The 26,703-nt window shown below is 72.6% G+C and carries 28 protein-coding genes; 19 read left to right on the forward strand and 9 right to left on the reverse strand.

Features of this window, described 5'->3' with window-relative positions:
• The first annotated feature begins 34 nt into the window (after positions 1–34).
• Entirely contained in the window at positions 35–1,291 is a 1,257-nt protein-coding gene (locus tag ACZ60B_RS21955) for a GNAT family N-acetyltransferase (RefSeq protein ID WP_469389406.1), read from the forward strand.
• A 175-nt stretch (positions 1,292–1,466) separates the two neighbouring features.
• Here the strand turns inward: ACZ60B_RS21955 and ACZ60B_RS21960 are convergent, their stop codons facing one another.
• Positions 1,467–1,646 carry a hypothetical protein gene (locus tag ACZ60B_RS21960; protein WP_469389408.1) on the reverse strand — a complete coding sequence of 60 codons (180 nt, stop codon included), beginning with the start codon at positions 1,644–1,646 and terminating at the stop codon, positions 1,467–1,469.
• A 155-nt stretch (positions 1,647–1,801) separates the two neighbouring features.
• Here ACZ60B_RS21960 and ACZ60B_RS21965 point away from each other — a divergent pair, with 155 nt between their 5' ends.
• Positions 1,802–2,716 (forward strand): winged helix-turn-helix domain-containing protein, encoded by a 915-nt coding sequence (locus ACZ60B_RS21965; protein WP_469389410.1) that lies wholly within the window; start codon positions 1,802–1,804, stop codon positions 2,714–2,716.
• Positions 2,717–2,751: 35 nt separating this feature from the next.
• Here the strand turns inward: ACZ60B_RS21965 and ACZ60B_RS21970 are convergent, their stop codons facing one another.
• Complete coding sequence (locus ACZ60B_RS21970) at positions 2,752–2,943, reverse strand: hypothetical protein (RefSeq protein WP_469389411.1); 192 nt, start codon at positions 2,941–2,943, stop codon at positions 2,752–2,754.
• Between the two features lie 251 nt (positions 2,944–3,194).
• Between ACZ60B_RS21970 and ACZ60B_RS21975 the strand changes: the two genes are divergently transcribed.
• Genes ACZ60B_RS21975 through ACZ60B_RS21985 form a run of 3 tightly spaced genes read left to right on the forward strand, consistent with a single transcriptional unit; the run spans position 3,195 to position 5,752 of the window.
• A complete protein-coding gene (locus tag ACZ60B_RS21975) occupies positions 3,195–4,085 on the forward strand; it encodes a GntR family transcriptional regulator (RefSeq protein ID WP_469389413.1) in 891 nt (296 codons plus the stop codon).
• A gap of 12 nt (positions 4,086–4,097) precedes the next feature.
• Positions 4,098–5,009, forward strand: coding sequence for a GntR family transcriptional regulator (locus ACZ60B_RS21980; RefSeq protein WP_469389415.1), 912 nt, complete (start codon positions 4,098–4,100; stop codon positions 5,007–5,009).
• Complete coding sequence (locus tag ACZ60B_RS21985) at positions 5,006–5,752, forward strand: HAD family hydrolase (RefSeq protein WP_469389417.1); 747 nt, start codon at positions 5,006–5,008, stop codon at positions 5,750–5,752. The genes ACZ60B_RS21980 and ACZ60B_RS21985 overlap by 4 nt, the downstream gene beginning before the upstream one ends.
• A 23-nt stretch (positions 5,753–5,775) precedes the next feature.
• Here ACZ60B_RS21985 and ACZ60B_RS21990 read toward each other — a convergent pair whose 3' ends face one another.
• Positions 5,776–5,967 carry a hypothetical protein gene (locus ACZ60B_RS21990; protein ID WP_469389419.1) on the reverse strand — a complete coding sequence of 64 codons (192 nt, stop codon included), beginning with the start codon at positions 5,965–5,967 and terminating at the stop codon, positions 5,776–5,778.
• Positions 5,968–6,142: 175 nt separating this feature from the next.
• On the opposite strand from ACZ60B_RS21990, the gene ACZ60B_RS21995 reads away from it, so the two are divergent.
• From ACZ60B_RS21995 to ACZ60B_RS22025, 7 genes are all read left to right on the forward strand, one after another.
• Positions 6,143–7,003, forward strand: coding sequence for a GntR family transcriptional regulator (locus ACZ60B_RS21995; RefSeq protein WP_469389421.1), 861 nt, complete (start codon positions 6,143–6,145; stop codon positions 7,001–7,003).
• Between the two features lie 58 nt (positions 7,004–7,061).
• On the forward strand, positions 7,062–8,372 hold the full coding sequence (locus ACZ60B_RS22000) for a phosphotransferase family protein (RefSeq protein ID WP_469389423.1): 1,311 nt from the start codon (positions 7,062–7,064) through the stop codon (positions 8,370–8,372).
• Positions 8,362–9,087 carry an HAD family hydrolase gene (locus ACZ60B_RS22005; RefSeq protein ID WP_469389425.1) on the forward strand — a complete coding sequence of 242 codons (726 nt, stop codon included), beginning with the start codon at positions 8,362–8,364 and terminating at the stop codon, positions 9,085–9,087. Before ACZ60B_RS22000 ends, ACZ60B_RS22005 begins: the two co-directional genes overlap by 11 nt.
• Positions 9,077–10,150 (forward strand): phosphotransferase, encoded by a 1,074-nt coding sequence (locus ACZ60B_RS22010; RefSeq protein ID WP_469389580.1) that lies wholly within the window; start codon positions 9,077–9,079, stop codon positions 10,148–10,150. Before ACZ60B_RS22005 ends, ACZ60B_RS22010 begins: the two co-directional genes overlap by 11 nt.
• A gap of 108 nt (positions 10,151–10,258) precedes the next feature.
• Positions 10,259–10,870, forward strand: coding sequence for a TetR family transcriptional regulator (locus ACZ60B_RS22015; protein ID WP_469389427.1), 612 nt, complete (start codon positions 10,259–10,261; stop codon positions 10,868–10,870).
• Between the two features lie 144 nt (positions 10,871–11,014).
• Positions 11,015–13,072: a HelD family protein gene (locus ACZ60B_RS22020; RefSeq protein WP_469389429.1), complete on the forward strand. Its 2,058-nt coding sequence runs from the start codon at positions 11,015–11,017 to the stop codon at positions 13,070–13,072.
• A gap of 205 nt (positions 13,073–13,277) precedes the next feature.
• A complete protein-coding gene (locus ACZ60B_RS22025; protein ID WP_469389582.1) occupies positions 13,278–13,778 on the forward strand; it encodes an HAD domain-containing protein in 501 nt (166 codons plus the stop codon).
• Between the two features lie 181 nt (positions 13,779–13,959).
• Here ACZ60B_RS22025 and ACZ60B_RS22030 read toward each other — a convergent pair whose 3' ends face one another.
• Positions 13,960–14,820 carry a GNAT family N-acetyltransferase gene (locus ACZ60B_RS22030; protein WP_469389584.1) on the reverse strand — a complete coding sequence of 287 codons (861 nt, stop codon included), beginning with the start codon at positions 14,818–14,820 and terminating at the stop codon, positions 13,960–13,962.
• A gap of 156 nt (positions 14,821–14,976) precedes the next feature.
• Between ACZ60B_RS22030 and ACZ60B_RS22035 the strand changes: the two genes are divergently transcribed.
• From ACZ60B_RS22035 to ACZ60B_RS22045, 3 genes are all read left to right on the forward strand, one after another.
• A complete protein-coding gene (locus ACZ60B_RS22035) occupies positions 14,977–15,513 on the forward strand; it encodes a helix-turn-helix domain-containing protein (RefSeq protein WP_469389431.1) in 537 nt (178 codons plus the stop codon).
• A gap of 77 nt (positions 15,514–15,590) precedes the next feature.
• The gene (locus tag ACZ60B_RS22040; RefSeq protein ID WP_469389433.1) at positions 15,591–16,196 is read left to right on the forward strand and encodes a hypothetical protein; all 606 of its coding nucleotides are present in this window, start codon (positions 15,591–15,593) and stop codon (positions 16,194–16,196) included.
• Between the two features lie 123 nt (positions 16,197–16,319).
• Positions 16,320–16,670, forward strand: a complete 351-nt coding sequence (locus tag ACZ60B_RS22045) for a DUF2516 family protein (protein ID WP_469389435.1) — start codon at positions 16,320–16,322, stop codon at positions 16,668–16,670.
• Positions 16,671–16,764: 94 nt separating this feature from the next.
• On the opposite strand, the gene ACZ60B_RS22050 is transcribed toward ACZ60B_RS22045, so the two are convergent.
• From ACZ60B_RS22050 to ACZ60B_RS22060, 3 genes are all read right to left on the reverse strand, one after another.
• Entirely contained in the window at positions 16,765–18,093 is a 1,329-nt protein-coding gene (locus ACZ60B_RS22050) for a PP2C family protein-serine/threonine phosphatase (protein WP_469389437.1), read from the reverse strand.
• Positions 18,094–18,438: 345 nt separating this feature from the next.
• Positions 18,439–19,539, reverse strand: a complete 1,101-nt coding sequence (locus ACZ60B_RS22055; protein ID WP_469389439.1) for a C40 family peptidase — start codon at positions 19,537–19,539, stop codon at positions 18,439–18,441.
• 201 nt (positions 19,540–19,740) lie between these two features.
• A complete protein-coding gene (locus ACZ60B_RS22060; RefSeq protein ID WP_469389441.1) occupies positions 19,741–20,553 on the reverse strand; it encodes a class I SAM-dependent methyltransferase in 813 nt (270 codons plus the stop codon).
• Between the two features lie 192 nt (positions 20,554–20,745).
• Between ACZ60B_RS22060 and mshA the strand changes: the two genes are divergently transcribed.
• Together mshA and ACZ60B_RS22070 are read left to right on the forward strand one after the other, a co-directional pair.
• Positions 20,746–22,086, forward strand: a complete 1,341-nt coding sequence (mshA, locus tag ACZ60B_RS22065) for a D-inositol-3-phosphate glycosyltransferase (protein WP_469389443.1) — start codon at positions 20,746–20,748, stop codon at positions 22,084–22,086.
• The gene (locus tag ACZ60B_RS22070; protein WP_469389445.1) at positions 22,079–22,606 is read left to right on the forward strand and encodes a type III secretion system chaperone family protein; all 528 of its coding nucleotides are present in this window, start codon (positions 22,079–22,081) and stop codon (positions 22,604–22,606) included. The genes mshA and ACZ60B_RS22070 overlap by 8 nt, the downstream gene beginning before the upstream one ends.
• A gap of 45 nt (positions 22,607–22,651) precedes the next feature.
• Here ACZ60B_RS22070 and ACZ60B_RS22075 read toward each other — a convergent pair whose 3' ends face one another.
• Positions 22,652–23,482 (reverse strand): helix-turn-helix transcriptional regulator, encoded by an 831-nt coding sequence (locus ACZ60B_RS22075; protein ID WP_469389447.1) that lies wholly within the window; start codon positions 23,480–23,482, stop codon positions 22,652–22,654.
• 49 nt (positions 23,483–23,531) lie between these two features.
• On the opposite strand from ACZ60B_RS22075, the gene ACZ60B_RS22080 reads away from it, so the two are divergent.
• Complete coding sequence (locus ACZ60B_RS22080; RefSeq protein ID WP_469389449.1) at positions 23,532–23,954, forward strand: DUF2000 family protein; 423 nt, start codon at positions 23,532–23,534, stop codon at positions 23,952–23,954.
• 82 nt (positions 23,955–24,036) lie between these two features.
• Here ACZ60B_RS22080 and ACZ60B_RS22085 read toward each other — a convergent pair whose 3' ends face one another.
• The gene (locus ACZ60B_RS22085) at positions 24,037–25,332 is read right to left on the reverse strand and encodes an MDR family MFS transporter (protein WP_469389451.1); all 1,296 of its coding nucleotides are present in this window, start codon (positions 25,330–25,332) and stop codon (positions 24,037–24,039) included.
• Positions 25,333–25,551: 219 nt separating this feature from the next.
• On the opposite strand from ACZ60B_RS22085, the gene ACZ60B_RS22090 reads away from it, so the two are divergent.
• Positions 25,552–26,313: a phosphoglyceromutase gene (locus ACZ60B_RS22090; protein ID WP_469389453.1), complete on the forward strand. Its 762-nt coding sequence runs from the start codon at positions 25,552–25,554 to the stop codon at positions 26,311–26,313.
• Positions 26,314–26,703: the final 390 nt, after the last annotated feature.

Here is a 26,703-nt window from a genome sequence, read left to right on the forward strand (position 1 = left end):
CGACACCCCCGTTCCGCCCGCCTACCGTGACCTCATGACGAGCCGCCCCGCCATCGACGTCCGCCCGATCACCGAGCCCGAACTCCCCGACTGGCTCCGCGCCCTGAACACCGGCTTCCTGCGCGAGCCGGTCAGCTCGGGGAAGCAACTCGAGGGCCGCCGTCAGCAGTTCGTGCCGGGCCGGCTGCTCGGCGCCTTCGACGGCTCCCGCTGTGTCGCCACCTGCCGCTCCTTCGCCCAGGAGCTCACGGCCGTCGGCGGCAACCCGGTCCCGGCCGACGCCATCTCCAACGTCACCGTCACCGCCACCCATCGCCGCCGGGGCCTGCTCACCCGGATGATGAGCCACGACCTGGCGGCGGCGAAGGAGCGCGGCGACGTCGTGGCCACCCTCATCGCGGCCGAGTACCGGATCTACGGCCGCTACGGCTTCGGCCCCGCCACCTCGACGGCCGAGTGGATCGTCGACACCGCCCGCACCGGCCTCGACCCCCGCGCCGGCGTCCCGGACGACGGCGGCCGCATCGACCTGGTGGAGGGCGAGGAGGTGCGCAAGCTCGGCCCCGAGCTGCACGAACGCGTACGCCGGGGCCAGCCGGGCGCCATCGACCGCGACGATCTGTGGTGGCGGGTGAACACCGGCGTCGTACGCTTCGACACGTCGTGGACCGAGCCGTTCTACGCCGTGTACCGCTCGGCGGACGGCGAGGTCGAGGGCCTGGTGTCCTACGAGTGCGACACCGCGTGGGACGACGCCAAGCAGCCGCGCGTCACGGCGAGCGTGGACTGGCTGATCGCCTCGACCCCGGCCGCCGAGCGCGCGCTGTGGCGGTACCTGTGCTCGATCGACTGGGTGGCGCAGGTGAGGACGGGCTGGCGGGCCCCGGACGACCTGCTCCCGTTCTTCTTCCCCGACGTCAGGTCGGCCCGGATCACCCGGCAGGCGGACTGGCTGTGGGTGCGGCTGCTGGACGTCGTACGGGCCATGGAGGCGCGTACGTACGAAGGGACCGGCGAGCTGGTGCTGGAGGTCGTGGACCGGGCCGGGCTGACCGGCGGCCGCTACCTTCTCCAGGCCGAGGCGGGTGGGGCCGGGGTGTGTACGCCGACCGGGGCGGACGCCGATCTCACCCTGGACGTCGCCGAGTTGGCGACCCTGTGGCTGGGCGACGAGTCTGCGGTGCGGCTGGCGGCGCTGGGCCGGGTCCGGGAAGAACGAGCGGGCGCCGCCCGGTCGGCCGACGCCCTGCTGCGTACGTCCAGGCGGCCTTGGTGCCCGGACATGTTCTGAGGCCTCCTTCCGGCCGACGACAGGTCTGTGGTGCTGTGTGCTGTGTGCTGTGTGCTGTGTGCTGTGATGCGGCAGTGCGGTACCACGCATCCGTAGCTGGTGCTGTTCTGTTGTGGTTGTTGTGCGGTGGTGCAGACGGACCAGGCTCCCGGCTCCCCTCCGGAAGGGAGCCCGGTCAGCCGGACTGGGCGAGCAGCATCACGAGGATCACCGCTCCGATACCGCTGATCATGGTGTTCCTGGCTTTGAGTCCGACGGTCAGCGCGGCGAACGCGATGAGTCCCATCGGCCCGTAGGTCCACTGGACGATCTGTTCGAAGCCGATGGCGAGGGCGGCGACGGCGACGAGCGGCATGACGGTCTCTCCTTGTCCCCCTGGCGGCCAACCCGCCATCGGTCTGACCATGTTGCTTAAGTTGGCGACCAACTTCACTGTAGTTATCTCCGATTGGAAGCGGCTCATAACCACCTTTCCCTGAACTGCCCAAAGATGGCGGGAAGTTGTAGGGTTTGGTCGTGGACCCGGAACCCGCCTCCGCCAGTGGGCGGAAAAGGCCACAGCGGCCACAGGTGACACACCGCGAGGTGGCCGACGTGCTGCGCACCCGGATCAGGTCCGGGGTGCTGCGGCCGGGCCAGCGCATGCCCACCCAGGCCGTGCTCGCGGAGGAGTTCGGGGTCGAGCGCGGGGCCGTGCGGGAGGCGCTGAGGATCCTCCAGGCCGAGCGGCTGCTCACCAACATGTCCAAGGGGAGTCCGGCGACCGTCGCCTCCGACCTGGGCCTCGGCAGGGCGCCGACCGGCCCGGAGGTCCCGCCGCAGCCCACCATGGTGACCCTCGGGCCGCGGGTCGCGGGCGCCTTCGCGGCCCCGCACGTCTCGATCGACGCGCTCTGTCTGACCTCGGTCTCCCTCACCCTCGCCATGGGCGAACCGCTGCGTCAGATTCACGAAGGCCGTACAGAACCGGCCAAGGTCGACGTGCGGATCCTGCTGCCGAGCCGGAACATCGACCTGGCCTTCCCGGCGCCGGTCGACCCCTCGGACGCCGAACGCCTGCAACGCCGCTGGCTGGCCCAGCGCAACGCGCAGGGGCAGGTGCTCCGGCACAACCTGCTGGCCCTGCGCTCCACGCACGGCATCGACGTGCGGGTCACCTTCCGCGCGCTGCCCTTCACGCCGCCGGTCAAGCTCTACCTCCTCAACGGGGTGGAGGCCCTCTTCGCCTACTACACGCTGGTGCGCCGGGAGGCGGAGGTCGACCACGAGCCGTTGGAGATGTACGACGCCGAGGGCACCCGGTCGATGCTGTTCGCCTTCGAGCGGGGCGTGGGGCTGCGGGACACGACGTTCGTGGAGCAGTCGCAGCTGTGGTTCGACGCGCTGTGGGAGACGATCAGTTCGGAGCTGGTGCTCACGGACTGACGTCTCCCGCAGCGGACGAGCCGGGCGGTGCCGCGTCATACGGCGGGCCGGGTGACCAGGGCGGCGAGCATGACGGCCCCGATGGAGCTGACCGTCGGGTTCCTGGCCCTGATGCCGATGGAGAGCAGCAGCAGGCCGACGACGCCGGCGGCGCCGTATTTCCACTGGACGGTCTGTTCCAGGCCTACGCCGAGAACGGTGGTCAGGAGAGCGAGAGCGGCAGGCACGGTGGTTCCCCCTTCGGGCTGCCGGACGGGACAGGGCGGGACAGGGCGGAACGGGGTGGGGCAAGGTGGAGCGGGGTGAGGCGGGCGGAACAGGTGCGGGAGGCCGGAGGCCGAAGCCTGGTCGACGGGAAGCAAACCTTCCGCCAACTCGGAGAAGTTGGCCGCCAACTCCAAGGAGTTTGTCCCCACTTGGCAGCCAGTCGTAAACAACTTTCAAACAACTCCCGGTAGATGGATCTAAGTTGTAGCGTTTGGTCGTGGCTCAGGAGAACGTGGCAGTGAACGGCAGCAGGAAATCGGCGCAGGACGTCGCCGGCGTCCTGCGGGAACGCATCCGCGTCGGAGAGCTCAAGGCGGGCGACCGGCTGCCCACCCAGGCGGAGCTCGCCGAGGAGTTCGGGGTAGAGCGCGGCACCGTACGCCAGGCGCTGCGCGTGCTCCAGGACGACGGCCTGCTCAGCAACGTGAGCAAGGGAAGCCCGCCGCGCATCGCGGAACCGGCACCGGCCGGCCACCGGCCGCAGCCGACGATGGTCGGTCTGGCCCCCCGGCTCACGGAGGCGTTCAGAGCACCGCACGTCCGGATCGACGCGGCCTGCCTCACGGCCGAGAGCCTGATGCTGGCCCTGAGTGAACCGCTGCGCCTGATCCACGAGGACCGCCTCCACCCCGAGTCGATCGACGTGCGCATCCTGCTGCCGAGCCGGAACATCGACCTGGCCTTCCCGATCCCGGTCGACGGGCGCGGGGACGACGACCCGGTCCACCAGCGATGGCTGGCGATGCGCAACGCCCAGGGGCAGGTCCTGCGGCACAACCTCCGCTCGCTGCGCTCCTCCCACGGCATCGACGTGCGGGTCACCTTCCGCGCCCTGCCCTTCACCCCGCCGGTGAAGCTGTATCTGCTCAACGGGACGGAGGCGCTGATGGCGTACTACATGGTCCAGCTCCGGGAGGAGCCCACCGAGAGTGGCACCATGGACATGTACGACGTGCTGGGCTCCGATTCCGTCCTGTTCTCCTTCGAGCGGGGCTCGGGGGAGCGGGGCGCGGGGGAGCGGGACGCCGCGTTCGTGGAGCAGTCCCAGAAATGGTTCGACGCACTCTGGGGAACCATCACTACGGACCTGACCCTCAGCTGACAGGTGCCGCAGGTGCCTCGCGATGTCGCTCGGGGCACGGACGTCGACCAGGAGAACGCGGTGGTGAACGGCAGCGGGAGACCCTCGGCCCAGGAGATAGCCGACGCCCTGCGGGAGCGCATCAGGGCCGGAGACCTGGAGGCCGGGGACCGGCTGCCCACCCAGGCCGTGCTCGCGGAGGAGTTCGGGGTCGAGCGCGGCACCGTACGCCAGGCGCTGGGCATGCTCCAGCACGACGGACTGCTGACCCATGTGACCAAGGGGAGCCCGCCACGGGTGGCCGACGTCCCTGTGGGGCCGCCGCAGGAGTCCAGGGCGGCCCGGGTGGTCCTGATCCGGTATCTGGAGGAGGCTTTCCGGGCCGACGACGTGACCATCGACGCCGTCTGCTTCACCGCGGAGACGTTGCTGTGGGCGCTCGCCGAGATGTGCGCGGCGGTCGCCGGGGGCGCGGCCCGCCCCGCGTCGGTCACCGTGCGGTGCCTGCTGCCGGGGCCCGCCGCACCGCTGCCCTATCCCGAACCCGTGGACCGGCCGGACCTCAGGGACGCGGTGCACGAGCAGCTGAAGGCACAGATCAGGGCCCAGATGAAGACCATGGAGATCCATCTGTCCAATCTCCGCCGCTACCAGGGCGTCGCCACCGGGGTGACCTTCCGGCCGCTGCGCTTCGTGCCGTCGGAGAAGAAGTACGTGCTGAACGGCACCCTCGCCCTGCGGGGCGACTACCCGGTCGGCAGGAGCTCCTACGAGCTGCCCGGGGCCGGGGAGTTCGACGTCCTGGACGTCAGCGGGTTCAACTCGGACCTGTTCGAGTACCGGCTGAGCAGGGGCGGACAGGAGGCGGCGGTCGTCCGGGCCACCAAGAATTACTTCGATGCCCTCTGGGATTCGGAGGCTCCCGGGCAGACACTCGCAGAGTGACTGCTGAGACGGGACGGGTCGAACCGGTGAAGAGTGAAGCCGACGAACTGCACGAACTGGTGGCACGCACACGGTATGTCCTCTTCGATTTCGACGGACCGATCTGCCGGCTGTTCTCCGGACATCCGGCCGACGCCATCGCCCGGGACCAGGTGCGCTGGCTCGACATCCGCGGACTGGGCGGGATGCTGACCAGGGCGGAACGTTTCAGTTCGGATCCGCACGGAACCCTCAGCTCGCTCCACGGCCGCTATCCGGGAAGCGACGTGATAGCCGGACTGGAGGAGAACCTCACCCGGCACGAACTGCGGGCGGCCCGGGTGGCGATGCCCACGGCGTACGCGGATCCGCTGATCCGGACCTGGGTGGCGGTCGGCGCGCGCCTCGCCGTCGTGACGAACAACTCGGCCCGCACGGTGGCCTCGTACCTGACCGGGCGGGGCCTGTACCCCTGCTTCGACCCGCACATCTACGGCCGCACCCAGGAACTTCGGCTGCTCAAGCCGCACCCGGAGATGCTGAACCGCGCCCTGCGGGCGATGGGCGCCGCGCCGGACGCCTCGCTGATGATCGGCGACGCCCTCTCCGACCACGCCGCCGCCCGCGCGGCCGGTGTCCGCTTCCTCGGCTACGCGCGCAACTCCGCGGCCCGGTCGCGAATGCTGGAGGGCGGTGTGCCGCCCCGCGACATCATGGGCTCGCTGGAGCCACTGCTGTCCTCCCTGCGCCGGAACCATTCCTGAGACTCCGTCCACCGGGGCAGGATCTAGGCCTGGATCGACAGCCACACGAGCACCAGACAGAGGGTCCAGCCGGGCGGCGCCTTGACCACTCTCAGTCCAATTGACAGAGAGAGGACGAGGAGCGGCCCGAGCACCCCGTAATGCTGTCGCAGCAGCCTCTCCAGCAGGATCAGTGCCGTACCGGCCAGCAACTCCTGCCACTCCTCAGTCTTCACGGTCCCCCCGACGGTCCTGCGACGTCGTTGACTCCCGTCAACTTGTCGGCCAATTGGACTGGTCTTCCTGAGTGGACTGTTCCCGGACCGGTAGATCGGTTAACCGGCAGTCCAATATGGGGGGTTGTTGACTGGAAGTGGTGTCACACCTGCATGAAAGCGGTAGGTTCTGCCTGTGAGTGTTTCGGATGGCGAGGACAGCAACCCCCGGACGCTGAGCCGCGTGTACGACGCGCTGGAGTCGCGTATCGCGGACGGAACGTACCCGGTGGGCAGCACGCTGCCGTCCCAGCGCGATCTCGCGACGAACCTGAACTGCTCGCGGGACACGGTGCAGAAGGCCACCCGGCGGCTGACCAGGGCCGGCCTGGTCAGCTCGAGGGCGGGCAGCGGCACCGTCGTACTGATGAAACCGTCGTCGGAGGGCAGTCCGCAGGACCGGCCCCGGCTGCACTCCTTCATGTCCCGGCTCTTCACGGCACCGGAGGCGTCGCTCGACGTCTTCGCCCTGACGGGTGAGTCGGTCGTCGGGCTCTTCCGGACCCAGGTCCAGCGCGTGGAGGACGGCGAGTTCACCGGGCTGCGGAAGGTGACCGTACGGTTCCTGCTGCCCGCCGAGGACACCGCGCTCTACTACCCGCGCGCCTGGGATCCCGAAGACGACCGCCCGCTGCGGCGCTGGCAGGAGATGGCCCGCGGCAACGTGACCGGCATGGAGCAGTGCCGTGCCCGGCTCGCGCGCTGCGGGGTCGAACTGGACCTGGAGGTCCGCCGGATCCCGCTGACCCCGCAGTTCAAGCTGTGCGTCTTCAACGACGCCCACGTGCTCAAGGGCTACTACCGCCTGGAGCAAGGCATAGAGCTGGAGGACGGGACGGCCGTCGAGGGGGCGGTGGACGTGATGGGCGTCGGCGCCACCCTGCGCCACTTCACGGCCGACGCCGGACCGGACTCGGAGTTCTTCGATCTGCGAGGAGTGTTCGACGACCTCTGGGCGATGGTCGACAAGGAGCACGAGGCGCTGCACAAGAGCTGAGGACGGATGCGCCCATGGTGGCCAAACGTGAGAAGCGTCACGTAGTAGTGTCCGCCCCATGCTGCACCACCTGCCCCACCGCGCCCGCGCCGCACTGGTCCGGGTCCTCGCGGAGGCGCGCCGTCGCCGGGCATGCGGCCCGATCGTCGTCGGGCACCACAACCGCAACCACATCCTCCCGCTCGGCCGGCCGCTGGCCTCCCTGCTCGGGATGGGATCAGGGCAGGTGCGCGCCAAGTTCCGGGTGCCCCTGGCGACCGTCGAGGTGGTGCCGCGCATCTGGCGCGAGTCCGAGGTGCTGGACGTGGTGAGCGAGCGGCTGGTCGACGTGCCGCGCTGCCTGGCGGACTTCGGGGCCTGGTCGCTGCACGCCTACGTGCCCGGTCACGCGCTGGCCGAGGAGCCGCCCGGGACGCAGGTCGGCGAGCCGCGGATGGAGGCGCTCGCCGACTTCTTCGCACGGCTGGCCGGCATCCCCCCGCAGGAGCTGCCCCGGCCCGCGGACGACTGGCCCGCCGGCGACGACAGCAGGGCCTTCCTGCACCGGCTGGCCCGCTTCACGGAGCAGCGGGTCCACCAGGCCAACCGGCCCCGGTTCGGGAGCCTCTTCGACTCCGTGGGCATCCCGGCCGACCTCGTCGGCCAATTCCTGCGGATCGTGCCCGACCCGGTGCGGCGCCCGTTCGGTCTGCTGCACACGGACGTCCACCGCGCCAACATCGTGGTGACGGCCGAGCCCGGTGGAGGCGAGCGGCTCACGGTCCTCGACTGGGAACTCAGCCTGTACGGGGACGTGTTGCACGACCTGGCGACCCATCTGGTGCGCATGGAGTACGACCCCGCGGAGCGCAAGCTCATGACGGAGCTGTGGGCCGAGGCGATGCGGCGGGCGGGCCGCGCCGACCTGACCGAGGGCCTGGACCCCGACCTCGACACCTACCTCGGCTTCGAGCACGTCCAGTCGGTGTTCCCGGACGTGATGCGCGCCGCCCTCGCCCTGCCCGCCGAACCGACGCCCGAGGACCTCGGCCGGTCCGCGGACCGGGTGCGCCGGGCGCTGGACCGGGCACTGGCGCCGCTGCGGACGACGGGCGAGCCGCGGGACCTGGTGCGGGCGCTGCGCCGGTGGCACACCGAGGACCGGGTCCGGCAGGCCGCCGCCCACCGTGCCTCCCGGCCGGGGAAGCGCGGCGCCGAGGCGTGCCGGGACGCGGGCCGGCCGCGCGGTATCGACCGGAGCGACGGCATACGGCCCGAGGCGCGAGCCCCGCTGCCGCGGTGGCGGCGGGAACCGCGGCCCGGCCCGGACCGGGAGAGGTGTGCCGAACCGGTGGAGCCGCTGGAGGGCCTGGAACCGCATGGCTGTTGAAGTCGAGGACACGACCGACGTCCGCTCGTTGCTCACGGGGGCCCGCGGGGTCCTCTTCGACTTCGACGGACCGGTCTGCCGGCTCTTCCCCGGTGACTCCTCCCGGCCCGTCGCCGACGCGCTGCGCACCCTGGTGGCCGAGGCCGGTGTCGCGCATGTGCTGACCCCCGAGGAGGCGGCCGACAAGGATCCGCACGCCGTCCTGCGGGCCGTGTACCGGGCACAGCGCGACCGTCGTGTGCCCCGGCGTGCCGGGGACCTGGCCCGGGCCCTGGAGGACCGGGTGACGGAGGGCGAACTGGACGCCGTACGGCGCGGGGCGCGGCCCACCCGGGGCGCCGCCGAGCTCATCCGCCGGCTCGCCGCGCGGGGCACACGGCTGGCCGTGGTGACCAACAACGCCGCGCGGGCGGCCACGTGCTACCTGGAGCGGGAGGGGCTGCGGGACTGCTTCGCCGCCGTGCACGGACGCACCCGCGAGGTCGAGCGGATGAAACCGGACCCGTACGTGGTCGACCGGGCGCTGAGCAGTCTGCGGCTGCGCCGCGAGGAGGCCGTGATGATCGGCGACTCCCCGGCGGACGCGCTCGCCGCGCGGGCCGCGGGCGTGCCGTTCATCGGGTTCGGGCGCGACCCGCGCAAGGAGTCGCAACTGCGCGGGGCGGGAGCCGCTCTGGTCGTCCCCTCGTATGCTCTCTTCCTTGATGAGGCCTGAGGACAAGGCACCTGAACCGTCGGGCGGCACCCGCCGGCGCGCGCGGGAGATCGCCGGGGACCAGCCCCTGCACGGCCCCCTGACGGGCTACTACCACGAGACGTACGCCTTCGTGCCGCGCGGCGGAGCGTTCGGCGCCGCCCGGATGAAGCTCAGGGAGCCGCGCGCGGACGTCATCCGGTTCGAACGCAGGACCTTCCTCCGGGAGGAGGCGCTGCTGACCGCCCTGGCCGGACGGGTCAGGGGCGTGCCGGAGGTGGTCCGCGCCGACGGCGTGACGCTCCAGAGGTACATCGAGGGGGACACGCTCGGCTCCCGGTTCCGGGCCGGGACCGCGATACCGGACGCCGTCGTGGACCAACTCCTGGATCTGGTGCGGGACCTGGCCTCGATACCCGCCGGCTCCCTGCCCCTGCTCTCGCGCGTGCCCGCCGAGGAGCGGGAGGCCGACGGCGACAGCCACGGGTTCGTCGAGCGGCTGGCGCTCTTCGCCGAGGAGCACGTCCACACCCGCAACGAGCACGCCTTCGGCACCCTCTTCCGGGACCTCGGCGTCGACGCGCACGCGTTCAAGCGGCTGCGTCAGCGGCTGGACGGGATCGCGGAACGCCCCTTCCACCTCCTCCACGGCGATCTGCACCGCGAGAACCTGATCCTCGACCCGGCCGGTCGCCTCTGGGCCATCGACTGGGAACTCGCCACCTTCGGGGATCCCCTCTACGACCTCGCGACCCACCTGCACCTGATGCGCTACCCCGACCGCCAGGCCCGCCGGGTCGCCGAACGGTGGACGGCCGCGCTGGAGCACACCCGGCCGGGGGCCGCCCGGCACTGGCCGGAGGACCTGCCGCGCCTCCTCGGCTTCAAACGCGCGCAGTCCCTGTTCACCGACGTCGTCCGGACCGCGCTCGAACTGCACGGCGGCGCGCCGCTGCGCCTCGTCGCGCCCCGGCTGTGCGCGGTGCTGCGCGCGGGCGCGGAGCCCCTGGGGCTGGCCTCGGTGCCGTCGCCGGGGCGGACCGCGACGGCCCTGACGCGCTGGCGCCGGGGCTACGCACCGTAGGTCCTGGCGCGTGGGCGCCTGGCTGCGCACCGTAGGTCCTGAAGCGTCGGTGCCGGGCTGCGCGACGCCGGTCCTGACGGGCCCGCGCCGGGGCTACGCTTCGTGGTCATGAGCAGGGGCAACGGGGGACTGCGCGAGCGCAAGCGGCAGCGGATGTACCAGGACGTCTCGGACACCGCGGTCGGCCTTTTCCTGGAGAGGGGGTTCGACGCCGTGTCCGTCGCCGAGGTCGCCGCCGCGGCGGGGATCTCGAAGCCGACCCTCTTCCGGTACTTCCCGACCAAGGAGGACCTGGTCCTGCACCGGTTCGCCGACCACGAGGACGAGGCGGCGCGGGTGGTGACCGAGGGTCCGACACCGCTGACCGCGCTGCGCAGGCACTTCCTCGACGGTCTGGAGCGGTGCGATCCGATCACCGGGCTCAACGACCATCCCGCGGTCCTCGCCTTCCACCGACTGCTGTACGGGACTCCCGCCCTGGTCGCCCGGCTGTACCCGTACCTGGAGCGGTCGGAGGCGGCGCTGGCCGGGGCGCTCGGCGGCGGCCTCGATGCCCGGCTGGCGGCGGGGCAGATCATCGCCGTCCAGCGGATCCTCGCGCAGGACAACTGGCGGCGCGTCGCCGGGGGGGAGCCGGTGGCGCGGGTGCGGCCGGACGCGGTGGCGGCGGCCGGGCGGGCGTTCGGCGCACTGGCGGCGGGGCTGCCGCGGCTCGCCTGAGCGGGCGGCCGGGGGTCCGCGGGCGCGGGGTGAGGCCGGCGCGTCGGTCAGGCCGGTCGGCGAGGCGGGCGGTGAGGCGGACGGCCGGTCGGGCCGCTCGGCAGAATATTTAACCCGGTTACATTTTTCACGTACGCTCGGGGCATGACGTCAACCGGACCCGCCCTCGACCAGGACCTCCACCGCGAGCGCGCCCACCACGACACCTGCCGCAGCGCCCTCGCCGCCATGGTCGAGGGCGCCCAGGAGCAGGTCGTCAGGGGCGAGGACGTCTCCGCCTCCGGAGCCGACGCCGAAGTGCTCGGATACCAGCTGCGCAGCAAGGCCAAGGAGATGCGCGAGCTGCCCGAGGGGCCGCTGTTCTTCGGGCGGCTGGACTTCGCGCACGGACCGGGCGACCACGCCGGCCAGCGCTACCACCTCGGGCGGCTGCGGATCAGCGCCGCCCCGGCCGCCCCGCCCCTGGTCGTCGACTGGCGGGCCCCCGTCTCCCGCGCCTTCTACCAGGCGAGCGCCCGCGACCCGCAGGGCGTCGCCGTCCGCCGCCGGTTCGGCTGGGCCCCCGGCAGCCGGGGCGACTCCGCCGACCTGACCGCCCTGGAGGACGAACACCTCGGGCAGGGCGAGGACGGAGGGGCCGGCGGGACCGGCGGGACCGGGGTGAGCGACCTGGTCGCCCGCGAGATCGAACGGCCCCGCGTCGGCCCGATGCGCGACATCGCCGCGACCATCCAGCCCGAGCAGGACGACCTCGTGCGCGGCGACCTGGCGCTCTCGGTGTGCGTGCAGGGAGCGCCGGGCACCGGGAAGACCGCGGTCGGCCTGCACCGCGCGGCCTACCTCCTCTACACCCATCCCCACCGCATCAGGCGCTCCGGCCTGCTGATCCTCGGCCCCAACCGCACCTTCCTGTCGTACATCGCCGAGGTGCTGCCCGCGCTCGGCGAGACGGGCGTACGGCAGTCGACGCTCGGCGAGGAGATCGCCCGGCACCCCGTGACCGGGACCGACGGCGAACGGACCGCGGCCCTCAAGCACGACCCCCGGATGGCCCAGGTGCTGCGCCGGGCGCTCTACGCGCGCGTGACGGCCGGGACGCGGGACAGCCTCGACATCCCCGACGGCACCTACCGCTGGCGCGTCACGGCCGCCAGGCTGACGGAGATCGTCTCGGGCGTGCTCGCCGAGCGGCCGCCGTACGCCGTCGGGCGGGAGCGGGTGCGCAGCCGGATCGTGCGCCGGCTCCAGGAACAGGCCGAGCTGCGGTACGGGCCGCCGCCGAGCTCCTGGGTCCGCCGGATCGAGCGGGCCCGGCCGGTGAGCGCGTACCTCGACGCCGCGTGGCCGCGGGTACGGCCCGAGGAGGTCCTCGCCGCGCTCCTCACCGACCCGGACGAGCTGGCGCGGGCGGCCGACGGGCTGCTCGACGAGGAGGAGCGGCGGGCCCTGCGGTGGGCGCGGCCGCCGCGCTCGTGGAAGTCGGCGCGCTGGTCGGCCGCCGACCTCGTCCTCCTCGACGAACTGGCCGGGCTCGTCGAACATCCCGAGAGCTACGGCCATGTGGTCGTCGACGAGGCCCAGGACCTCTCTCCGATGGAGTGCCGGGCCATCGCCCGCCGGGCCGCCTTCGGCTCGCTGACGGTGCTCGGCGACCTGGCCCAGGGGACCACCCCCTGGGCGGCCCGGACCTGGGCCGCCCTGCTGGGCCACCTGGGCAAGCCGGACGCGGCCGTGGTGCCGCTGACCAGCGGGTTCCGGGTGCCGACCGAGGTCGTCGCGCTCGCCAACCGGCTGCTGGAGCGGCTGGACGTCGAGGTGCCGGCCGCCCGCTCCCTGCGCGCGGACGGCGAACTGCGGCTGCGCCGGACGGACGACCTCCTCGGCACGGCGGTGGACTGCGTGCGGCACGCGCTCGCCCGCGAGGGTTCCGTCGGCGTCGTCGCCGCGGACGCCGACGTGCCGAGGCTGCGGGACGCGCTCGGCGCGGCCGGGATCGTGGCGGCCGCGGCCGACGAGCCGGCCGCCCGGGTGGCGCTGGTCCCGGCGAGCGTGGTCAAGGGCCTCGAGTACGACCATGTCGTCGCCGTCGAACCGGCGGCGATCGCGGAGGCGGAGGACCGCGGCCTGCACCGGCTGTACGTCGTCCTCACCCGCGCGGTGTCACGACTGGACGTGGTGCACGAGCGCCCTCTGCCGTTCTGAGGGCCCGCCCCGCGGTGCGGCCGGGCGCGGCTTCGGGCGCGATGGGTGCTCCGGCCGGGTCCGGGTGTGGCGGGCGCGCCGCCCGGTGGCAGGCGGGCTCCGCGTGGGAAGGTGGCGCCGGGACGAGAAGAAGGGCACCGTGTTCTCGATGCCTTCCTCGCCCGCCTCAGCCGTCACACCTGCCCCGCCGTCCTCCCCGGCCTCCGTGCTCCTCTTCCTGGACGTCGACGGGACGCTGCTCCCCTTCGGGGCGGCCGGCCCGTACCCGGTGTACGAGACGGGTGTCGGCGTCTGCGCCCGGGCCGTCGGCAATCCGCTGATGACCCGGATCGACCCGGGGCTCGGCCCCCGGCTGGCGGCGCTGGGCTGCGAACTGGTGTGGGCCACCACCTGGATGGACGAGGCCAACGCCTGTGTCGCGCCCTGGCTCGGGCTGCCGCCGCTGCCGGTGGTGGAGTGGCCGGACGAGGAGTGTCCGCCGGGAGCCCTGCACTGGAAGACCCGGCCGCTCGTCGCCCTCGCCGCGGGCCGGCCCTTCGTCTGGGTCGACGACGAGATCACCGCCGCCGACCGCGTCTGGGTGTCCGCCCACCACCCCGGCCGGGCCCTGCTCCACCGGGTGGACCACCGGTACGGGCTGACGGGCGCGGACTTCTCGGTGCTGGAGCAGTGGATCGGCCGACCGGGACCGGGCCGGCCCTACTAGGGCGTGCTTCGAAAGTCCCGTCTGCCCGGCGACGCCTGGCACGCGCGCTCGCCGCGTTGTCGGGATCACCCCGATACATCCAGTGTCGGGTTGACCCTCCGCCTTGCGATCGCACGCACCAGACGCCGCCGGGCCCGCCCTTCGGGCGGACGACGCCACTTTCGAAACACGCCCTGGGGCGTCACGAGAAGTCGTACGCCGCCCAGTCGGTGAGCGGGCGATAGCCGAGGCGCCGGTAGAGGGCGTTGCTGGTGGGGTTGGCCACGTCCGCGAACAGCACGACGTCCTTCGCCCCCGCGGCCAGCGCCGCCCGGCTCACCTCCGCCGTCACGGCGCCCGCGTAGCCGCGACCGCGCAGATGCGCCGGGGTGTAGACGACGTCCACCTGGATCTGGCCGCCGATCAGCGGATTCATGCCCGCGACGGAGACGGGGGTGCCGTCCGGGGTCTCCCAGAGCGTGTAGCGCTTGTCGGCGAAGCGGGTGTCCGCCCAGGTGCGGGCGTCGACGGACACGTCCTCCCCGACGGCCCTGGCGAACTCGCCGCACCAGAACATGGCCTGTTCGAGGTCCTGCTCGCCCAGCAGCCGGCCCCGGCCCGCGGGCATCGGATCCGGCGGGACGAGCGTGTCGAGGCGGTACAGCCGGACCCGGGTCTCCCGGGCCTTCGGCGTCGCGCCGGTGTGCCGCCGCCAGGCCTCGGCGAAGGCGGTGGCGGTGCGCCGGTCGGCGCTGACGGAGGGAAGGGGGTGCCCGAGGGCGGCCAGGTGGGCGGCGAGGGAGTCGGCCTGGTCGGGCGTGAGCGGGGTGGGGGCCAGAGCGCGGGGCGGGAGGCGGTGGAAGGTCGCCCGGACCTCACCCGCCCGCTCCAGCATGCCGAAGACGGGGGCCTCGGTGCCGAACGCGGCCGCCCCACGGGTCCGCACCCGCTCGGCCCACGTCAGCGCCATGACGTGCGGGCCGGGCCGCGAGCGCAGGAAGTCCCCGGCGCGGGCGAGGAAGTCGTCGACGTCTTCGGTGAGGTGCCAGCCGTCCGGTCGCATGGCCTCATGATTTCCCATGCCGCGGAAGCGCTCCAGGGCCGCTCCAGGGTTTTCGGCCACCACGGCCACCACAGCCACCACCGGCTCAGGCTCCCGCGGCACACTTTTGCAAGCGGGCGCTTGCAAAAGTTAGCGTCGGTGCGGCAAGGTGGAGGCATGGCATCGCTCAACGTCGGCAATCTCGGTGACTATCTGCGCGAGCAGCGGCGCAACGCGCAACTGTCGCTGCGGCAGCTCGCCGATGCCGCCGGGGTGTCCAATCCGTATCTGAGCCAGATCGAGCGCGGGCTGCGCAAGCCGAGCGCGGAGGTGCTGCAGCAGGTCGCGAAGGCGCTGCGGATCTCCGCCGAGACGCTGTACGTCCGTGCCGGGATCCTCGACGCCGAGCGGGACCGGGACGAGGTGGAGACCCGCGCGGTCGTCCTCGCCGATCCCACGCTGACCGAGGGGCAGAAGCAGGTGCTGCTCCAGGTCTACGAGTCGTTCCGCAAGCAGAACGGATTCGAGTCCGTCCCCGCGGCGGACCCGGCGGATCCCGCGGACCCCGTGGCTGCCACAGATCCCGCGGAGCCCCGGGCCGAGCCCGACGGGACGGCGCCCGCCGAAGCCGACGGCAGCGGTGCGCACAGCGCCGTACGCCGTACCCGCCCAGGCGGCGGCTCCGACGCAGACCCGCAGCAGACGGCCAGTTGACCGGACCAGGGGACCGGCCGCCTGACTGCGGACCCACATCACCCTCAGCCGAACGCGAATCCGGGAGGACCCTCACCATGGCCATCACCGACGACCTGCGCAAGACCTTCAGCGACCCCACTCCGCTCTACTTCGCCGCCGGCACCGCCGACCTCGCCCTCCAGCAGGCCAAGAAGGTGCCCGGTCTGGTGGAGCAGCTGCGCACCGAGGCGCCCGCCCGCTTCGAGGCCGTCCGCGGCACCGACACGAAGGCCGTGCAGGAGAAGGCCGCGGCCCGTGCCAAGGAGGCCGGTGCCAGGGCCAAGGAGGCTCAGGAGACCCTCCAGGCGAAGGTCGGCGAGTTCCTCAGCACCCTCGACGGTGACCTGAAGAAGCTCGGCGAGAACGCCCAGGACCTCGCGCTGCGCGGGGTCGGCGTCGCCGCCGAGTACGCCGTGAAGGCCCGCGAGACCTACGAGAAGGTCGCCGAGCACGGCGAGCAGGCCGTGCGGACCTGGCGCGGCGAGACGGCCGAGGAGATCGAGGAACTGGCGATCGTCATCGAGCCGAAGTCCCAGCCGGTCGAGGTCAAGGAGGAGCCGAAGCCGGCCGAGGCCGAGTCCGGCACGGAGAAGAAGGCCGCGGCGAAGAAGGCCCCGGCCCCCCGCAAGGCCGTCAAGAAGCCGACCCCGCCCGCCAAGTAAGGGACGGCAGTCGTACGGGCCGGGCACCTCCGGGGTGTCCGGCCCGTTCTACGGGTACGGTGGCCGGGTAGGGGTCATGGTCGGACAGGTCGGACAGGCAGGCGGGAACAGGCGGTGGGCGACATGCTGGCGTTGGGTTTCGCGGGGTTCCTGGGTCTGTTGAAGATCCTTCTGATGGCCCTGGCGGCGTTCGGGCTGGTCGACGCGGCCTTCCGGCGCGAGGACGCCTTCCGCGCCGCCGACAAGCAGAACAAGGTGTTCTGGCTGATCATCCTCGGCATCTCACTCGTGGTGAGCTACCTGTTCTCGATCCTCGCGATACTGCCGGTCGCGGCCGCGGTCGCCAGCATCGTCTACCTGGTGGACGTACGGCCCGCGCTGAAGCAGATCTCCGGCGGTGGCGGCGGCTGGGGCCGCCGCGGCGGCGGAAGCAGCAGCGACGGCCCCTACGGCCCGTACAACGGCGGGCGCTGACCGCCGCCCGCCGCCGGGTTCCACGACCCGGCCGCCTGCCGGGTTCCACGACCCGGCCGCCTGCCGGGTTCCACCGTCCGGCAGGCCGGGTTCCTCAGGGAATCCGGTCCAGCAGCACCACCGCGACGTCGTCCGTCAGCTCGCCCCCGTTCAGCTCGCGGACCTCGCTGACCGCGGCCCGCAGCAGCTGCTCGCCGTACAGGCCCGAGGCGAGCTGGCGGCGGACCATCTCCACCATCCCGTCCTGCCCGAGCCGTTCCCGGCCTTCGCCGACGCGGCCCTCGATCAGGCCGTCGGTGTAGAGCATCAGGCTCCACTCGGCGCCCAGCTCCACCTGCATCCGCGGCCAGCGGGCGCCGGGCAGCAGCCCGAGGGCGGGGCCGTTGTTCTCGTACGGAAGCAGCTCCGCCGGTTCGCCCGGCCGGGCGATCAGCGGGGACGGGTGGCCCGCCAGGCACAGACCGGCCCGGCGGCCGTCCGGGGCGATGTCCACGGTGCACAGCGTCGCGAAGATCTCGTCGTCGTCGCGCTCGTGCTCCAGCACCTGCTGGAGCGTGCCGAGCAGCTCGTCGCCGGACAGGCCCGCCAGGGTCAGCGCGCGCCAGGCGATACGCAGCTCCACGCCGAGCGCCGCCGCGTCCGGACCGTGCCCGCAGACGTCACCGATCATGGCGTGCACGGTGCCGTCGGGCATGCGGACGGTGTCGTAGAAGTCGCCGCCGAGCAGCGCGCGGGAGCGGCCGGGGCGGTAGCGCGCGGCGAAGCGGAGCGTCGAGCCCTCCAGCAGGGGGGTCGGCAGCAGGCCGCGTTCCAGCCGGGCGTTCTCCTGGGCGCGCAGCTTGCCCTCGGCGAGCCGTCGCTCGGCGGTGTCGGAGCGCTTGCGCTCCACGGCGTACCGGATCGCCCGGCTGAGCAGCCGTCCGTCCAGCTCGTCCCGGAAGAGATAGTCCTGGGCGCCGACCCGTACCGCCTCCGCGCCGCGCTCGGCGTCGTCGGACGCGGTGAGCGCGAGCACGGCGTGCCGGGGCGCGAGCCGCAGCACGTGCTTGAGCACGGCGAGCTCGTCCTCGCCGGACGAGCGGCCGGGCGCCGGCAGCGCCAGGTCCAGCAGGATGCACTGGACGTCGTCGGTGAGCAGCCGCTCGGCCTCGGTGAGGTTGCGGGCGGTGCGCACCCGGATCGGGTTGCCGGCCGAGTCGAGCAGATCGGGCACGATCGGCGACCCCGCCGGATCGTCCTCGATCAGCAGGAGCGTGAGAGGGGCGTGAGCGGTGGCGTTCGGGTGCGTGGCGGCGGTGGCGTCGACGACCGTGGCTTCCTTGCGCGGGGTCTCTTCCTGCGAGGGGCCGGCCTGGGGCACGGCCTGCGCCTGACCACACTCCACGGCCGGGATTGCTCTCTGCCGGGGCACGGGTACGGGCATCGTGTTGGGTTCCTTCCCTCCCCCCGAGGGCACGGCGGACAGAGGGACTCCATCCACCGACGGGGACCATAGCGGGTGTCGGCGCCGCAGCGGAATGGTGTGCGACACCCGGGTTGGTCCAAGGCCCCTGGCATATGCCGCTTTACCTACCGCAGTTGGGCAGGTGGGGCGAGCGGCGGGGATGACGAACGTCACGTCCGCGGGGAGTTCGGCGGCCGCCCTGGGTGCGACGCGTCACGGGACCGCAGTTGGTGCGCCGTGTCACGTGCCCCCGATCACGTGGCTGCGGTCACGTGCCTGCGGTCACGCGCTTCCCGTCACGCGCTCCCCGGCACGCGCGCCCCGTCACGCGTCCGGTCGGACCACGCCGAGGATCGGCATGGTCCCGGCGCCCGCGAGGGTCACCGTCCGGCCCGGTCGCGGGGCGTGGATGATCGCGCCGCCGCCCACGTACATCGCGACATGGCTGGCGTCGCCGAAGTAGATGATCAGATCGCCGGGGCGCATGTCCTTGATGTCGACGTGCTGGAGCTGCTTCCACTGCTCCTGCGAGGTGCGCGGGATGCCGTGGCCGGCGTCGGCCCAGGCCTGCGAGGTCAGCCCCGAGCAGTCGTACGAATCGGGCCCCTCGGCGCCCCACACGTACGGCTTTCCGATCTGGGCCGTCGCGAACGCCACGGCCTTCTTGCCCTGGGCGGAGGCCTTGCCGTCGATCTCGTCGAGGATGCCGGAGTCCAGCCAGGCGGTCTGCGCCCGGTGCGCGGCCTCCTCCTCCAGCTTGGCGAGGCGCTCCTTCTGCCTCTTCTCCAGCCGGGACTCCAGGGTCTTGGCCGCGGTGATCTGCCGCTCGATGCTCTTCTGGGCGGCCGCCTTGGCCCGGCGGTTCGCCTCCAGCTTCCGCCACTGGGCGGAGGCGTCCTCGGCGTACTGCTCCAAGTCCTGCTGGGTGCGGGTCATTTCCCCGAGCAGGCCCTTGGTCGCCCGCTGACCCTGGATCACCCGGCCCGCCCCGTCGAGGAACTGCTGCGGGTTGTCGCTCAGCATCAGCCGGGCCCCGTCCGGCAGGCCGCCGCCGCGGTACTGGGCGCGGGCCGCGGCGCCGGCACGGTCCTTGAGGTCGGTGAGCCGCTGCTGCCCCTCGACGATCTTCCGGGCCAGCTGGACGATCTCCGCGGACTGCTGCTGCGACTTCTCCTCGGCGGCGTTGTACGCGTCGGTGGCCACGGAGGCCGCGTGGTAGAGCTCGTCGAGCTGCTCGCGGACGGCCTCGAGGTCCTTGTCGGGCGGGGGCGTCACGGTGCCGGTCGCGGCGGCGGACGGCGTGGTGGCCGTGGGAGTCGGCGTGGGGCCGGGTGCCGCGAACGCCGTGCACGGCACCGCCAGGACGGTGACCGCGCAGACCACGGTGACGGCCGCCGCGAACAGCGTGCGCTTGCCCGTACCCATACCTCGTCCCCCAAGTTGATTAACCGTCAGTAACTTACGGTGTCCGGGGGATCGTGCCACGGCGACGCGCAAAACGACAGAGCAACTGCTCCCCCCTCACTCCCCCTCGTCCCGGCCCGGTAAGACGATCTCCCCGCCTGTGTGACGAACGACTCACAGGGATCGTTCCGCGCGGTTCGAAGCGGATCGGGTGGTCCCGGATCAGCCTCGTGGGGCCAATGCCTCCCAGGTCACCGTGACTTCACCCTGTCGCCACCTCACGGGCCCGTCCGTCACCGGCCAGTCCGCCGTCAGGTCCCGGACCGCCCGGATCCAGCGCTGCCGGGCGCCGTAGGAGGCGTAGGGGGCGGCGGCGGCCCAGGCGCGGTCGAAGTCGCGCAGGAAGGCGTGCACGGGCTCGCCCGGGACATTGCGGTGGATCAGCGCCTTGGGCAGCCGCTCTGCCAGGTCCGACGGGCGTTCCAGGGAGCCCAGCCGGGTCGCGAAGGTGACCGTGCGCGGCCCCTCCGGGCCGAGCGCGACCCAGACGTGCCGGCGGCCGATCTCGTCGCAGGTCCCCTCGACGAGCAGTCCGCCGGGCGAGTCGGCCGTCGCGGGGGCGAGGCGGGAGCAGAGCCGCCGCCAGACCGCGGCGACCTCGCTCTCGTCGTACTGGCGCAGGACGTTGGCGGCCCGCACCAGGTGCGGACGCTGGGGGAGGGGTATCTCGAAACCGCCGTGCCGGAAGGCCAGCCCCTCGCGCTCGTACGGCCGGGCCGCGGCCACCCGGGCCGGGTCGATCTCGACGCCCACCACGCGTGCGCGGGGCACGGCCGAGCGCAGGCGCTCCAGCAGTTCGACGGCGGTCCAGGGAGCGGCCCCGTACCCGAGGTCGACCGCCACCGGGTCGGCGGCGCGGCGCAGCCGGTCGCCGTACGCGGCCACGATCCAGCGGTCCATGCGGCGCAGTCGGTTGGGGTTGGTGGTCCCGCGGGTGACCGTGCCCACGGGGCGGGCGGAGGCGCGGGATGTCATGCCTATGAGGGTATGCGCCCGCGTCCGCCTGTCGGTGCACGCATCCTGCTCTCGAACGGTTGAGCGACATTCGGTAATGGCTGGGCAAAAACCGTCCCGCATGGAATTGGAATGCCTTGCTCCGGTGTTTCACCCCCTTGGAGGGCGCGCTGCGTCCCCGCACGGCATGCCCGAAGCGAGGAGGAACGCCACGTGAGCCAGTACGTCGGCAGGCTCGGGCGGCGCTCGGGGGCGGCGCCGTCACGGCTCAGGCTGCCGCACCGCAGGCCGCGCAGGGTCGCCATGCTCTCCGTGCACACCTCGCCGCTGCACCAGCCCGGCACCGGCGACGCCGGCGGCATGAACGTCTACATCGTGGAGCTCGCGCAGCGCCTCGCCGCCATCAACATCGAGGTCGAGATCTTCACCCGCGCCACCACCGGCGCCCTCCCGCCGACCGTCGAACTGGCCCCCGGCGTCCTCGTCCGGCACGTCGACGCGGGCCCGTACGAGGGCCTCGCCAAGGAGGAGCTGCCCGCCCAGCTCTGCGCCTTCACCCACGGCGTGATGCAGGCCTGGGCCGGCCACCGCCCCGGCTACTACGACCTGGTCCACTCGCACTACTGGCTCTCCGGGCACGTCGGCTGGCTCGCCGCCCAGCGCTGGGGCGCCCCCCTGGTGCACGCCATGCACACCATGGCCAAGGTCAAGAACGCCAGCCTGGCCGAGGGCGACACGCCCGAGCCCGCCGCCCGGGTGATCGGCGAGACGCAGATCGTCAGCGCCGCCGACCGCCTCATCGCCAACACCACCGAAGAGGCCGCCGAGCTGGTACGGCACTACACCGCCGACCCCGGCAAGGTCGCCGTCGTCCACCCCGGGGTGAACCTCGACCGCTTCCGCCCCGCGGACGGCCGCGCCGTCGCCCGCGCCCGCCTGGGCCTCCCGCAGGACGCCCTGATCCCCCTGTTCGCGGGCCGCATACAGCCCCTGAAGGCCCCCGACGTCCTGCTGCGCGCCGTCGCCGTACTCCTCGACGAACGCCCCGACCTGCGCAGGAACCTCGTCGTGCCGATCGTGGGCGGCCCCAGCGGCAGCGGTCTGGCCAAGCCGGAGGGCCTGCAGAAACTGGCCGCGCGCCTGGGCGTCACCGACGTCGTACGGTTCCGCCCGCCGGTCGGCCAGGACCAGCTCGCCGACTGGTTCCGGGCCGCGTCCGTGCTCGTCGTCCCCTCCTACAGCGAGTCCTTCGGCCTGGTCGCGATCGAGGCGCAGGCCACCGGCACCCCGGTGCTCGCCGCCGCGGTCGGCGGCCTGCCGGTGGCCGTGCGCGACGGCGAGACCGGCGTGCTGGTCCGGGGCCACGACCCGGCCGCCTACGCGCGCGTGCTGGCCGACTTCGCCGACCGCCCCGAACTGCTGTCCCGGATGGGGCCCGCCGCCGCCCGGCACGCGCGGTCCTTCGGCTGGGACACCGCGGCCGCGGCCACCGCGGACGTCTACACGGCCGCGGTGCAGGCGCACCGGCGTCGCGTACGCTCCCACCATGGCTGACAAGGCTGACATCGCTCACCGGACCGAAGCGGAGCGGGCCGTCCGGGCCGTCGAGAGCTTCCTGACGGACGCTGCCCTGGAGTGGGAGAGCCCCGCACCCGGCACCTTCGTCGTGCAGCTCCCCGGCACCCGGAAACTGAAGACGACCGTCTCGCTCGTCGTCGGCCGCCACTCCCTCTCCCTCAACGCCTTCGTCATCCGCCACCCCGACGAGAACGAGGCGGGCGTCCACCGCTGGCTGCTGGAACGCAACCTCAAGCTGTACGGCGTGAGTTACGCCGTCGACCCGCTCGGCGACGTCTACGTCACGGCCCGCCTCCCGCTCGCCACGGTCACCGCCGACGAGACCGACCGCATCCTCGGCCAGGTCCTGGAGGCCGCCGACGGCGCCTTCAACACCCTGCTGGAACTGGGCTTCGCCTCGGCGATCCGCAAGGAGTACGCCTGGCGCGTCTCCCGCGGCGAGCCGACCGGCAACCTGGACGCGTTCGCCCACCTGACGCGCCGTCAGGCCGACTGACCGGCCGACCGGCCGGGCGGGTGGCGGCCGGGCGGGTGCGCGGGTTCAGGAAGCGCCGTGCCGGGACGGGGACGCCCCGGTCCGGTAGCGCCCCGGCGTCACCCCCACCAGCCGCTTGAAGTGCCTGGTCAGATGGGCCTGGTCGTAGAAGCCGGCCGCCGCCGCCACCTCGCCCGGCGGCTGCCCGTCCAGGAGCAGACGGCGGGCCAGGTCGACCCGGCGGGACATCAGGTACTGGTGCGGGGCGATGCCGTACGCGCCGCTGAACGCCCGCACCAGATGGGCGGGATGGGCGGCGAGGAGCCCGCCGGCCCGGTCCAGGGTGAGGCCCTCGGCCACCCGCTCGTCGAGCAGTTCGCGCAGCCGGCGGGCGACCACGGGGTCCCGGCGCGGGGCCCGCACGGCGTCCCGGGGCCGCAGCAGCGTCCGCAGCCGCTCGCCGAGGAGCGTCAGCCGGCTCTCGGCCTCCAACTCGTCGCCGGGGCGCGCCAGCGCGGTGTGCAACTGTCCGACCCGCAGCCGCAGCACCGGATCACGCAGGTCGGGCCCGTCGACCGCCGCCCCGATCAGATGCTCGCCCAGCCGTGAACTGTCCAGGTACAGGACCCGTTTGCGGAAGCCGTCCGGGGTGGCGGGGGAGCCGTTGTGCGGGACGTGCGGCGGCAGCAGCGAGACGGTGTCGTGCGGGGTGCCGTGCCGGTGCCGGTCGAGGTCGTACCGTACGGCCCCGTCGTCGACGATGAGCACCGTCCACGCCTGGTGCACGTGCATCGGATAGGCGTACCCGGTGAAGTGCGCGTGGAGGACCTCCACGACACCGGGCACGCGCGGGCGCCAGGCGGAGACGTGGTTGCCGCCGGCGCGCGAGGTGGCCATGCAAAGAACGTACAAGACCGCGTCGGACGGCGTTCGGCAGTCTCGAGGGATGAGCGAGCAACCCCGATTCGACACCAAGATCGCCGTCCTGCTGCGGGAGGACCTGGAGACCTGGCAGCGCCTGAACGTCACCGCGTTCCTCACCAGCGGCCTCGGCACGGTCGTCCCCGAGGTGATCGGCGACCCGTACGAGGACGCGGACGGCGTCCGGCACCTGCCGATGTTCCGTCAGCCGGTACTGGTCCTCGAAGGCACGAAGGAGACGCTGACGGCGGCCCACACCAGGGCGCTGTCCCGCGCCCTGCCCCGCGCGCTCTTCACCTCCGACCTCTTCGCCACCGGCAACGACCACGACAACCGGGCGGCCGTACGCGCGGTGCCGACGGCGGCGCTGGACCTGGTGGGACTCGCCGTGTACGGCCCGCGGAACGCGGTGGACAAGGTGCTCAAGGGCGCCCGTATGCACCCTTGAGCCCGGCACGTCCGGCGACGGCGGAACCGACGCCGGACATACCGGGCTCAGAAGACAGGGCTCAGAACTCGGGGTTCAAGGCTCACGGCTTGGCGGCGGCCTCGGGGGAGGCCTCGGGGAAGGCCTTGGACGAGGTGCTGGAGGAGACCTTGGCCTGCTCTCCCGCCGTCCGTTCGTCCGCGGCGAGCGACCGCATCAGCGCCCCGTACCCGACCGCGGCCCCCGTCCCGACGACCGCGCACAGTCCCCACAGCCACTCCGCGCCGAACCGGTCGATGACGAAACCGGACATCAGCGGGGCCACCAGGGCCGCCACCGACCACGACATGGTGTACATGCCCTGGTAGCGCCCGCGTCCGTGGACCGGGGAGAGCCGGACGACGAGGCCGGTCTGCGTCGGCGCGTTGACGATCTCGGCGAGCGTCCACACGCACACCGTGAGGGCGAAGACGCCGACGGATCCGGCGAAGGCGGTGAGCCCGAAGCCGTACCCCGCGAGCATCGAGGAGACGACGAGCAGCCGCCGCGGGTCCTGGTGCTCGATGAGCCGGGTGACGGGGATCTGGAGAGCGACGATGAGGAAGCCGTTGACGGCGACCGCCAGGCCGTAGTCGGCCGGGGTGAACCCGGCCTCGCCCATGGCGACCGGCAGTCCGACCGACCCCTGCTGGAAGATCACCGCGACCAGGAAGGACAGCCCGACCACGCTCATGAAACGCCGGTCGCGCAACACGGTCCCGAGCCCGACCTCGTCCGCGGCCTTCTTCTCCGCCGCCGTGTGCTGCGGCCGGGACTCCGGGACCTTCAGGAAGACGACGACCGCGCAGGCCAGGGTCATGCCCGCCTCGATCAGGAACCCGGCGAGGTAGCTGAACTCGGCGATGAAGCCGGCCGCCATGGAGGAGACGGCGAAACCGAGGTTGATGGCCCAGTAGTTGAGCGAGAAGGCCCGCACCCGGTCCTCGGGCCGCACGATGTCGGCCATCATCGCCTGCACGGCCGGCCGGGAGGCGTTGCTGGCCATCCCGACCAGGAAGGCGACGCCGGCGATGGCGACGGGATCGTGCACGAACCCGAGCAGTGCCACCGAAAGGGCGGTGGACACCTGGGCGATCAGCATCGTGGGCCGCCGCCCGAGCCGGTCGGTCATCACGCCTCCGCCCAGGGAGGAGATGACACCGCCGAGCCCGTGCAGCGAGGCGACGAGACCCGCGTACGAGGCGGAGTAGCCGCGGTCGAGCGTCAGGTACAGCGCCATGAAGGTGGCGACGAACGCCCCGAGCCGGTTGACGAGAGTGCTGGTCCACAGCCACCAGAACTCGCGGGGCAGCCCGGAGAGGGTCTCGCGGGTGGTGCGCCTCAGAGCGGTGACGGACATGGAGGGACTCCCACGGTGGTAAGCGGCTCAGGCGGTGCGCACAACTTACGATCGCGGGCCTCGGGCGGACCACTCAATTAACAGATCCAGTCAACTGTCGGCGCCCCCGTACCCGCCCCGGCCCACCCCTCCCCGTTCGCCGTACGTCCGTCCGCTGTCCGGAGTCCGTTCCGTGGGCAGGAACGCCCCGCCCCAAAGCCTTCGATTAGGCTCATACGCATGGCCGACGCACCGTACAAGCTGATCCTCCTCCGTCACGGCGAGAGCGAGTGGAACGCGAAGAACCTGTTCACCGGCTGGGTGGACGTCAACCTCAACGAGAAGGGCGAGAAGGAGGCGGTCCGCGGCGGTGAGCTGCTGAAGGACGCCGGCCTGCTGCCCGACGTGGTCCACACGTCCCTCCAGAAGCGCGCCATCCGCACCGCGCAGCTGGCCCTCGAGTCCGCCGACCGGCACTGGATCCCGGTCCACCGTTCGTGGCGCCTGAACGAGCGCCACTACGGCGCCCTCCAGGGCAAGGACAAGGCGCAGACCCTCGCGGAGTTCGGCGAGGAGCAGTTCATGCTCTGGCGCCGCTCGTACGACACCCCGCCCCCGGCGCTCGACCGCGACGCCGAGTACTCCCAGTTCGACGACGCGCGCTACGCGACGCTGCCGCCGGAGCTGCGCCCGCAGACGGAGTGCCTCAAGGACGTCGTCGTCCGCATGCTCCCGTACTGGTTCGACGGCATCGTGCCCGACCTCCTGACCGGCCGCACGGTCCTGGTCGCCGCCCACGGCAACAGCCTGCGCGCCCTGGTCAAGCACCTGGACGGCATCTCCGACGCCGACATCGCGGGCCTGAACATCCCCACGGGCATCCCGCTGTACTACGAGCTCGACGCCGACTTCAAGCCGGTCACCCCGGGCGGAAAGTACCTCGACCCGGAAGCGGCCGCGGCAGCCATCGAAGCGGTCAAGAACCAGGGCAAGAAGAAGTAAGCCGGACTGATCAAGCCCCCTACCTGCGGGTTCTCCGCCGGTAGGGGGCTCGTTGCTGTGCCTGGGCCGTCTCTGGGCCGTCAGGGGCGACGGCGCCAGCGGCGGATGCGGATGTCGAAGACGATCAGCAGCGCTACAGCCCCGAACGACTGAGTGAGTTACAACTTTCTTTACTGGTTCAAGGCACCCGGCGTCGCTCACGCTCCGCCGGGCGCGCGGCCGACGTCCGGCCGCGCCCACGCTCCTGCCTCCGTCCCGCTCGGCACGGCCGTCCGCCGCCGCGTGCCACAAGGTAGGCCCGGGGCATGAGGTCAGAACCGCGGTGGCTGGGGCGGGCGCCAGCACGATCTTTAGCCACCTCCCCGGTCCGGGACCCGACGTCGAGCAAGA

The sequence above is a fragment of the Streptomyces sp. NPDC104096 genome (assembly GCF_055584385.1).

Bases quoted from the DNA above. Each gene is read 5' to 3' on its own strand.
- ACZ60B_RS22005 (WP_469389425.1), top strand. From the start codon at position 8,362: ATGGCTGTTGAAGTCGAGGACACGACCGACGTCCGCTCGTTGCTCACG.
- ACZ60B_RS21960 (WP_469389408.1), bottom strand. From the start codon at position 1,646: ATGCCGCTCGTCGCCGTCGCCGCCCTCGCCATCGGCTTCGAACAGATC.
- ACZ60B_RS22085 (WP_469389451.1), bottom strand. From the start codon at position 25,332: ATGTCCGTCACCGCTCTGAGGCGCACCACCCGCGAGACCCTCTCCGGG.
- ACZ60B_RS22055 (WP_469389439.1), bottom strand. From the start codon at position 19,539: ATGGGTACGGGCAAGCGCACGCTGTTCGCGGCGGCCGTCACCGTGGTC.
- ACZ60B_RS22020 (WP_469389429.1), top strand. From the start codon at position 11,015: ATGACGTCAACCGGACCCGCCCTCGACCAGGACCTCCACCGCGAGCGC.
- ACZ60B_RS22015 (WP_469389427.1), top strand. From the start codon at position 10,259: ATGAGCAGGGGCAACGGGGGACTGCGCGAGCGCAAGCGGCAGCGGATG.
- ACZ60B_RS21955 (WP_469389406.1), top strand. From the start codon at position 35: ATGACGAGCCGCCCCGCCATCGACGTCCGCCCGATCACCGAGCCCGAA.
- ACZ60B_RS22000 (WP_469389423.1), top strand. From the start codon at position 7,062: ATGCTGCACCACCTGCCCCACCGCGCCCGCGCCGCACTGGTCCGGGTC.
- ACZ60B_RS22010 (WP_469389580.1), top strand. From the start codon at position 9,077: ATGAGGCCTGAGGACAAGGCACCTGAACCGTCGGGCGGCACCCGCCGG.
- ACZ60B_RS22030 (WP_469389584.1), bottom strand. From the start codon at position 14,820: ATGCGACCGGACGGCTGGCACCTCACCGAAGACGTCGACGACTTCCTC.
- ACZ60B_RS22080 (WP_469389449.1), top strand. From the start codon at position 23,532: ATGAGCGAGCAACCCCGATTCGACACCAAGATCGCCGTCCTGCTGCGG.
- ACZ60B_RS22070 (WP_469389445.1), top strand. From the start codon at position 22,079: ATGGCTGACAAGGCTGACATCGCTCACCGGACCGAAGCGGAGCGGGCC.
- ACZ60B_RS22075 (WP_469389447.1), bottom strand. From the start codon at position 23,482: ATGGCCACCTCGCGCGCCGGCGGCAACCACGTCTCCGCCTGGCGCCCG.
- ACZ60B_RS22045 (WP_469389435.1), top strand. From the start codon at position 16,320: ATGCTGGCGTTGGGTTTCGCGGGGTTCCTGGGTCTGTTGAAGATCCTT.
- ACZ60B_RS22050 (WP_469389437.1), bottom strand. From the start codon at position 18,093: ATGCCCGTACCCGTGCCCCGGCAGAGAGCAATCCCGGCCGTGGAGTGT.
- ACZ60B_RS22090 (WP_469389453.1), top strand. From the start codon at position 25,552: ATGGCCGACGCACCGTACAAGCTGATCCTCCTCCGTCACGGCGAGAGC.
- ACZ60B_RS22040 (WP_469389433.1), top strand. From the start codon at position 15,591: ATGGCCATCACCGACGACCTGCGCAAGACCTTCAGCGACCCCACTCCG.
- ACZ60B_RS22060 (WP_469389441.1), bottom strand. From the start codon at position 20,553: ATGACATCCCGCGCCTCCGCCCGCCCCGTGGGCACGGTCACCCGCGGG.
- ACZ60B_RS22035 (WP_469389431.1), top strand. From the start codon at position 14,977: ATGGCATCGCTCAACGTCGGCAATCTCGGTGACTATCTGCGCGAGCAG.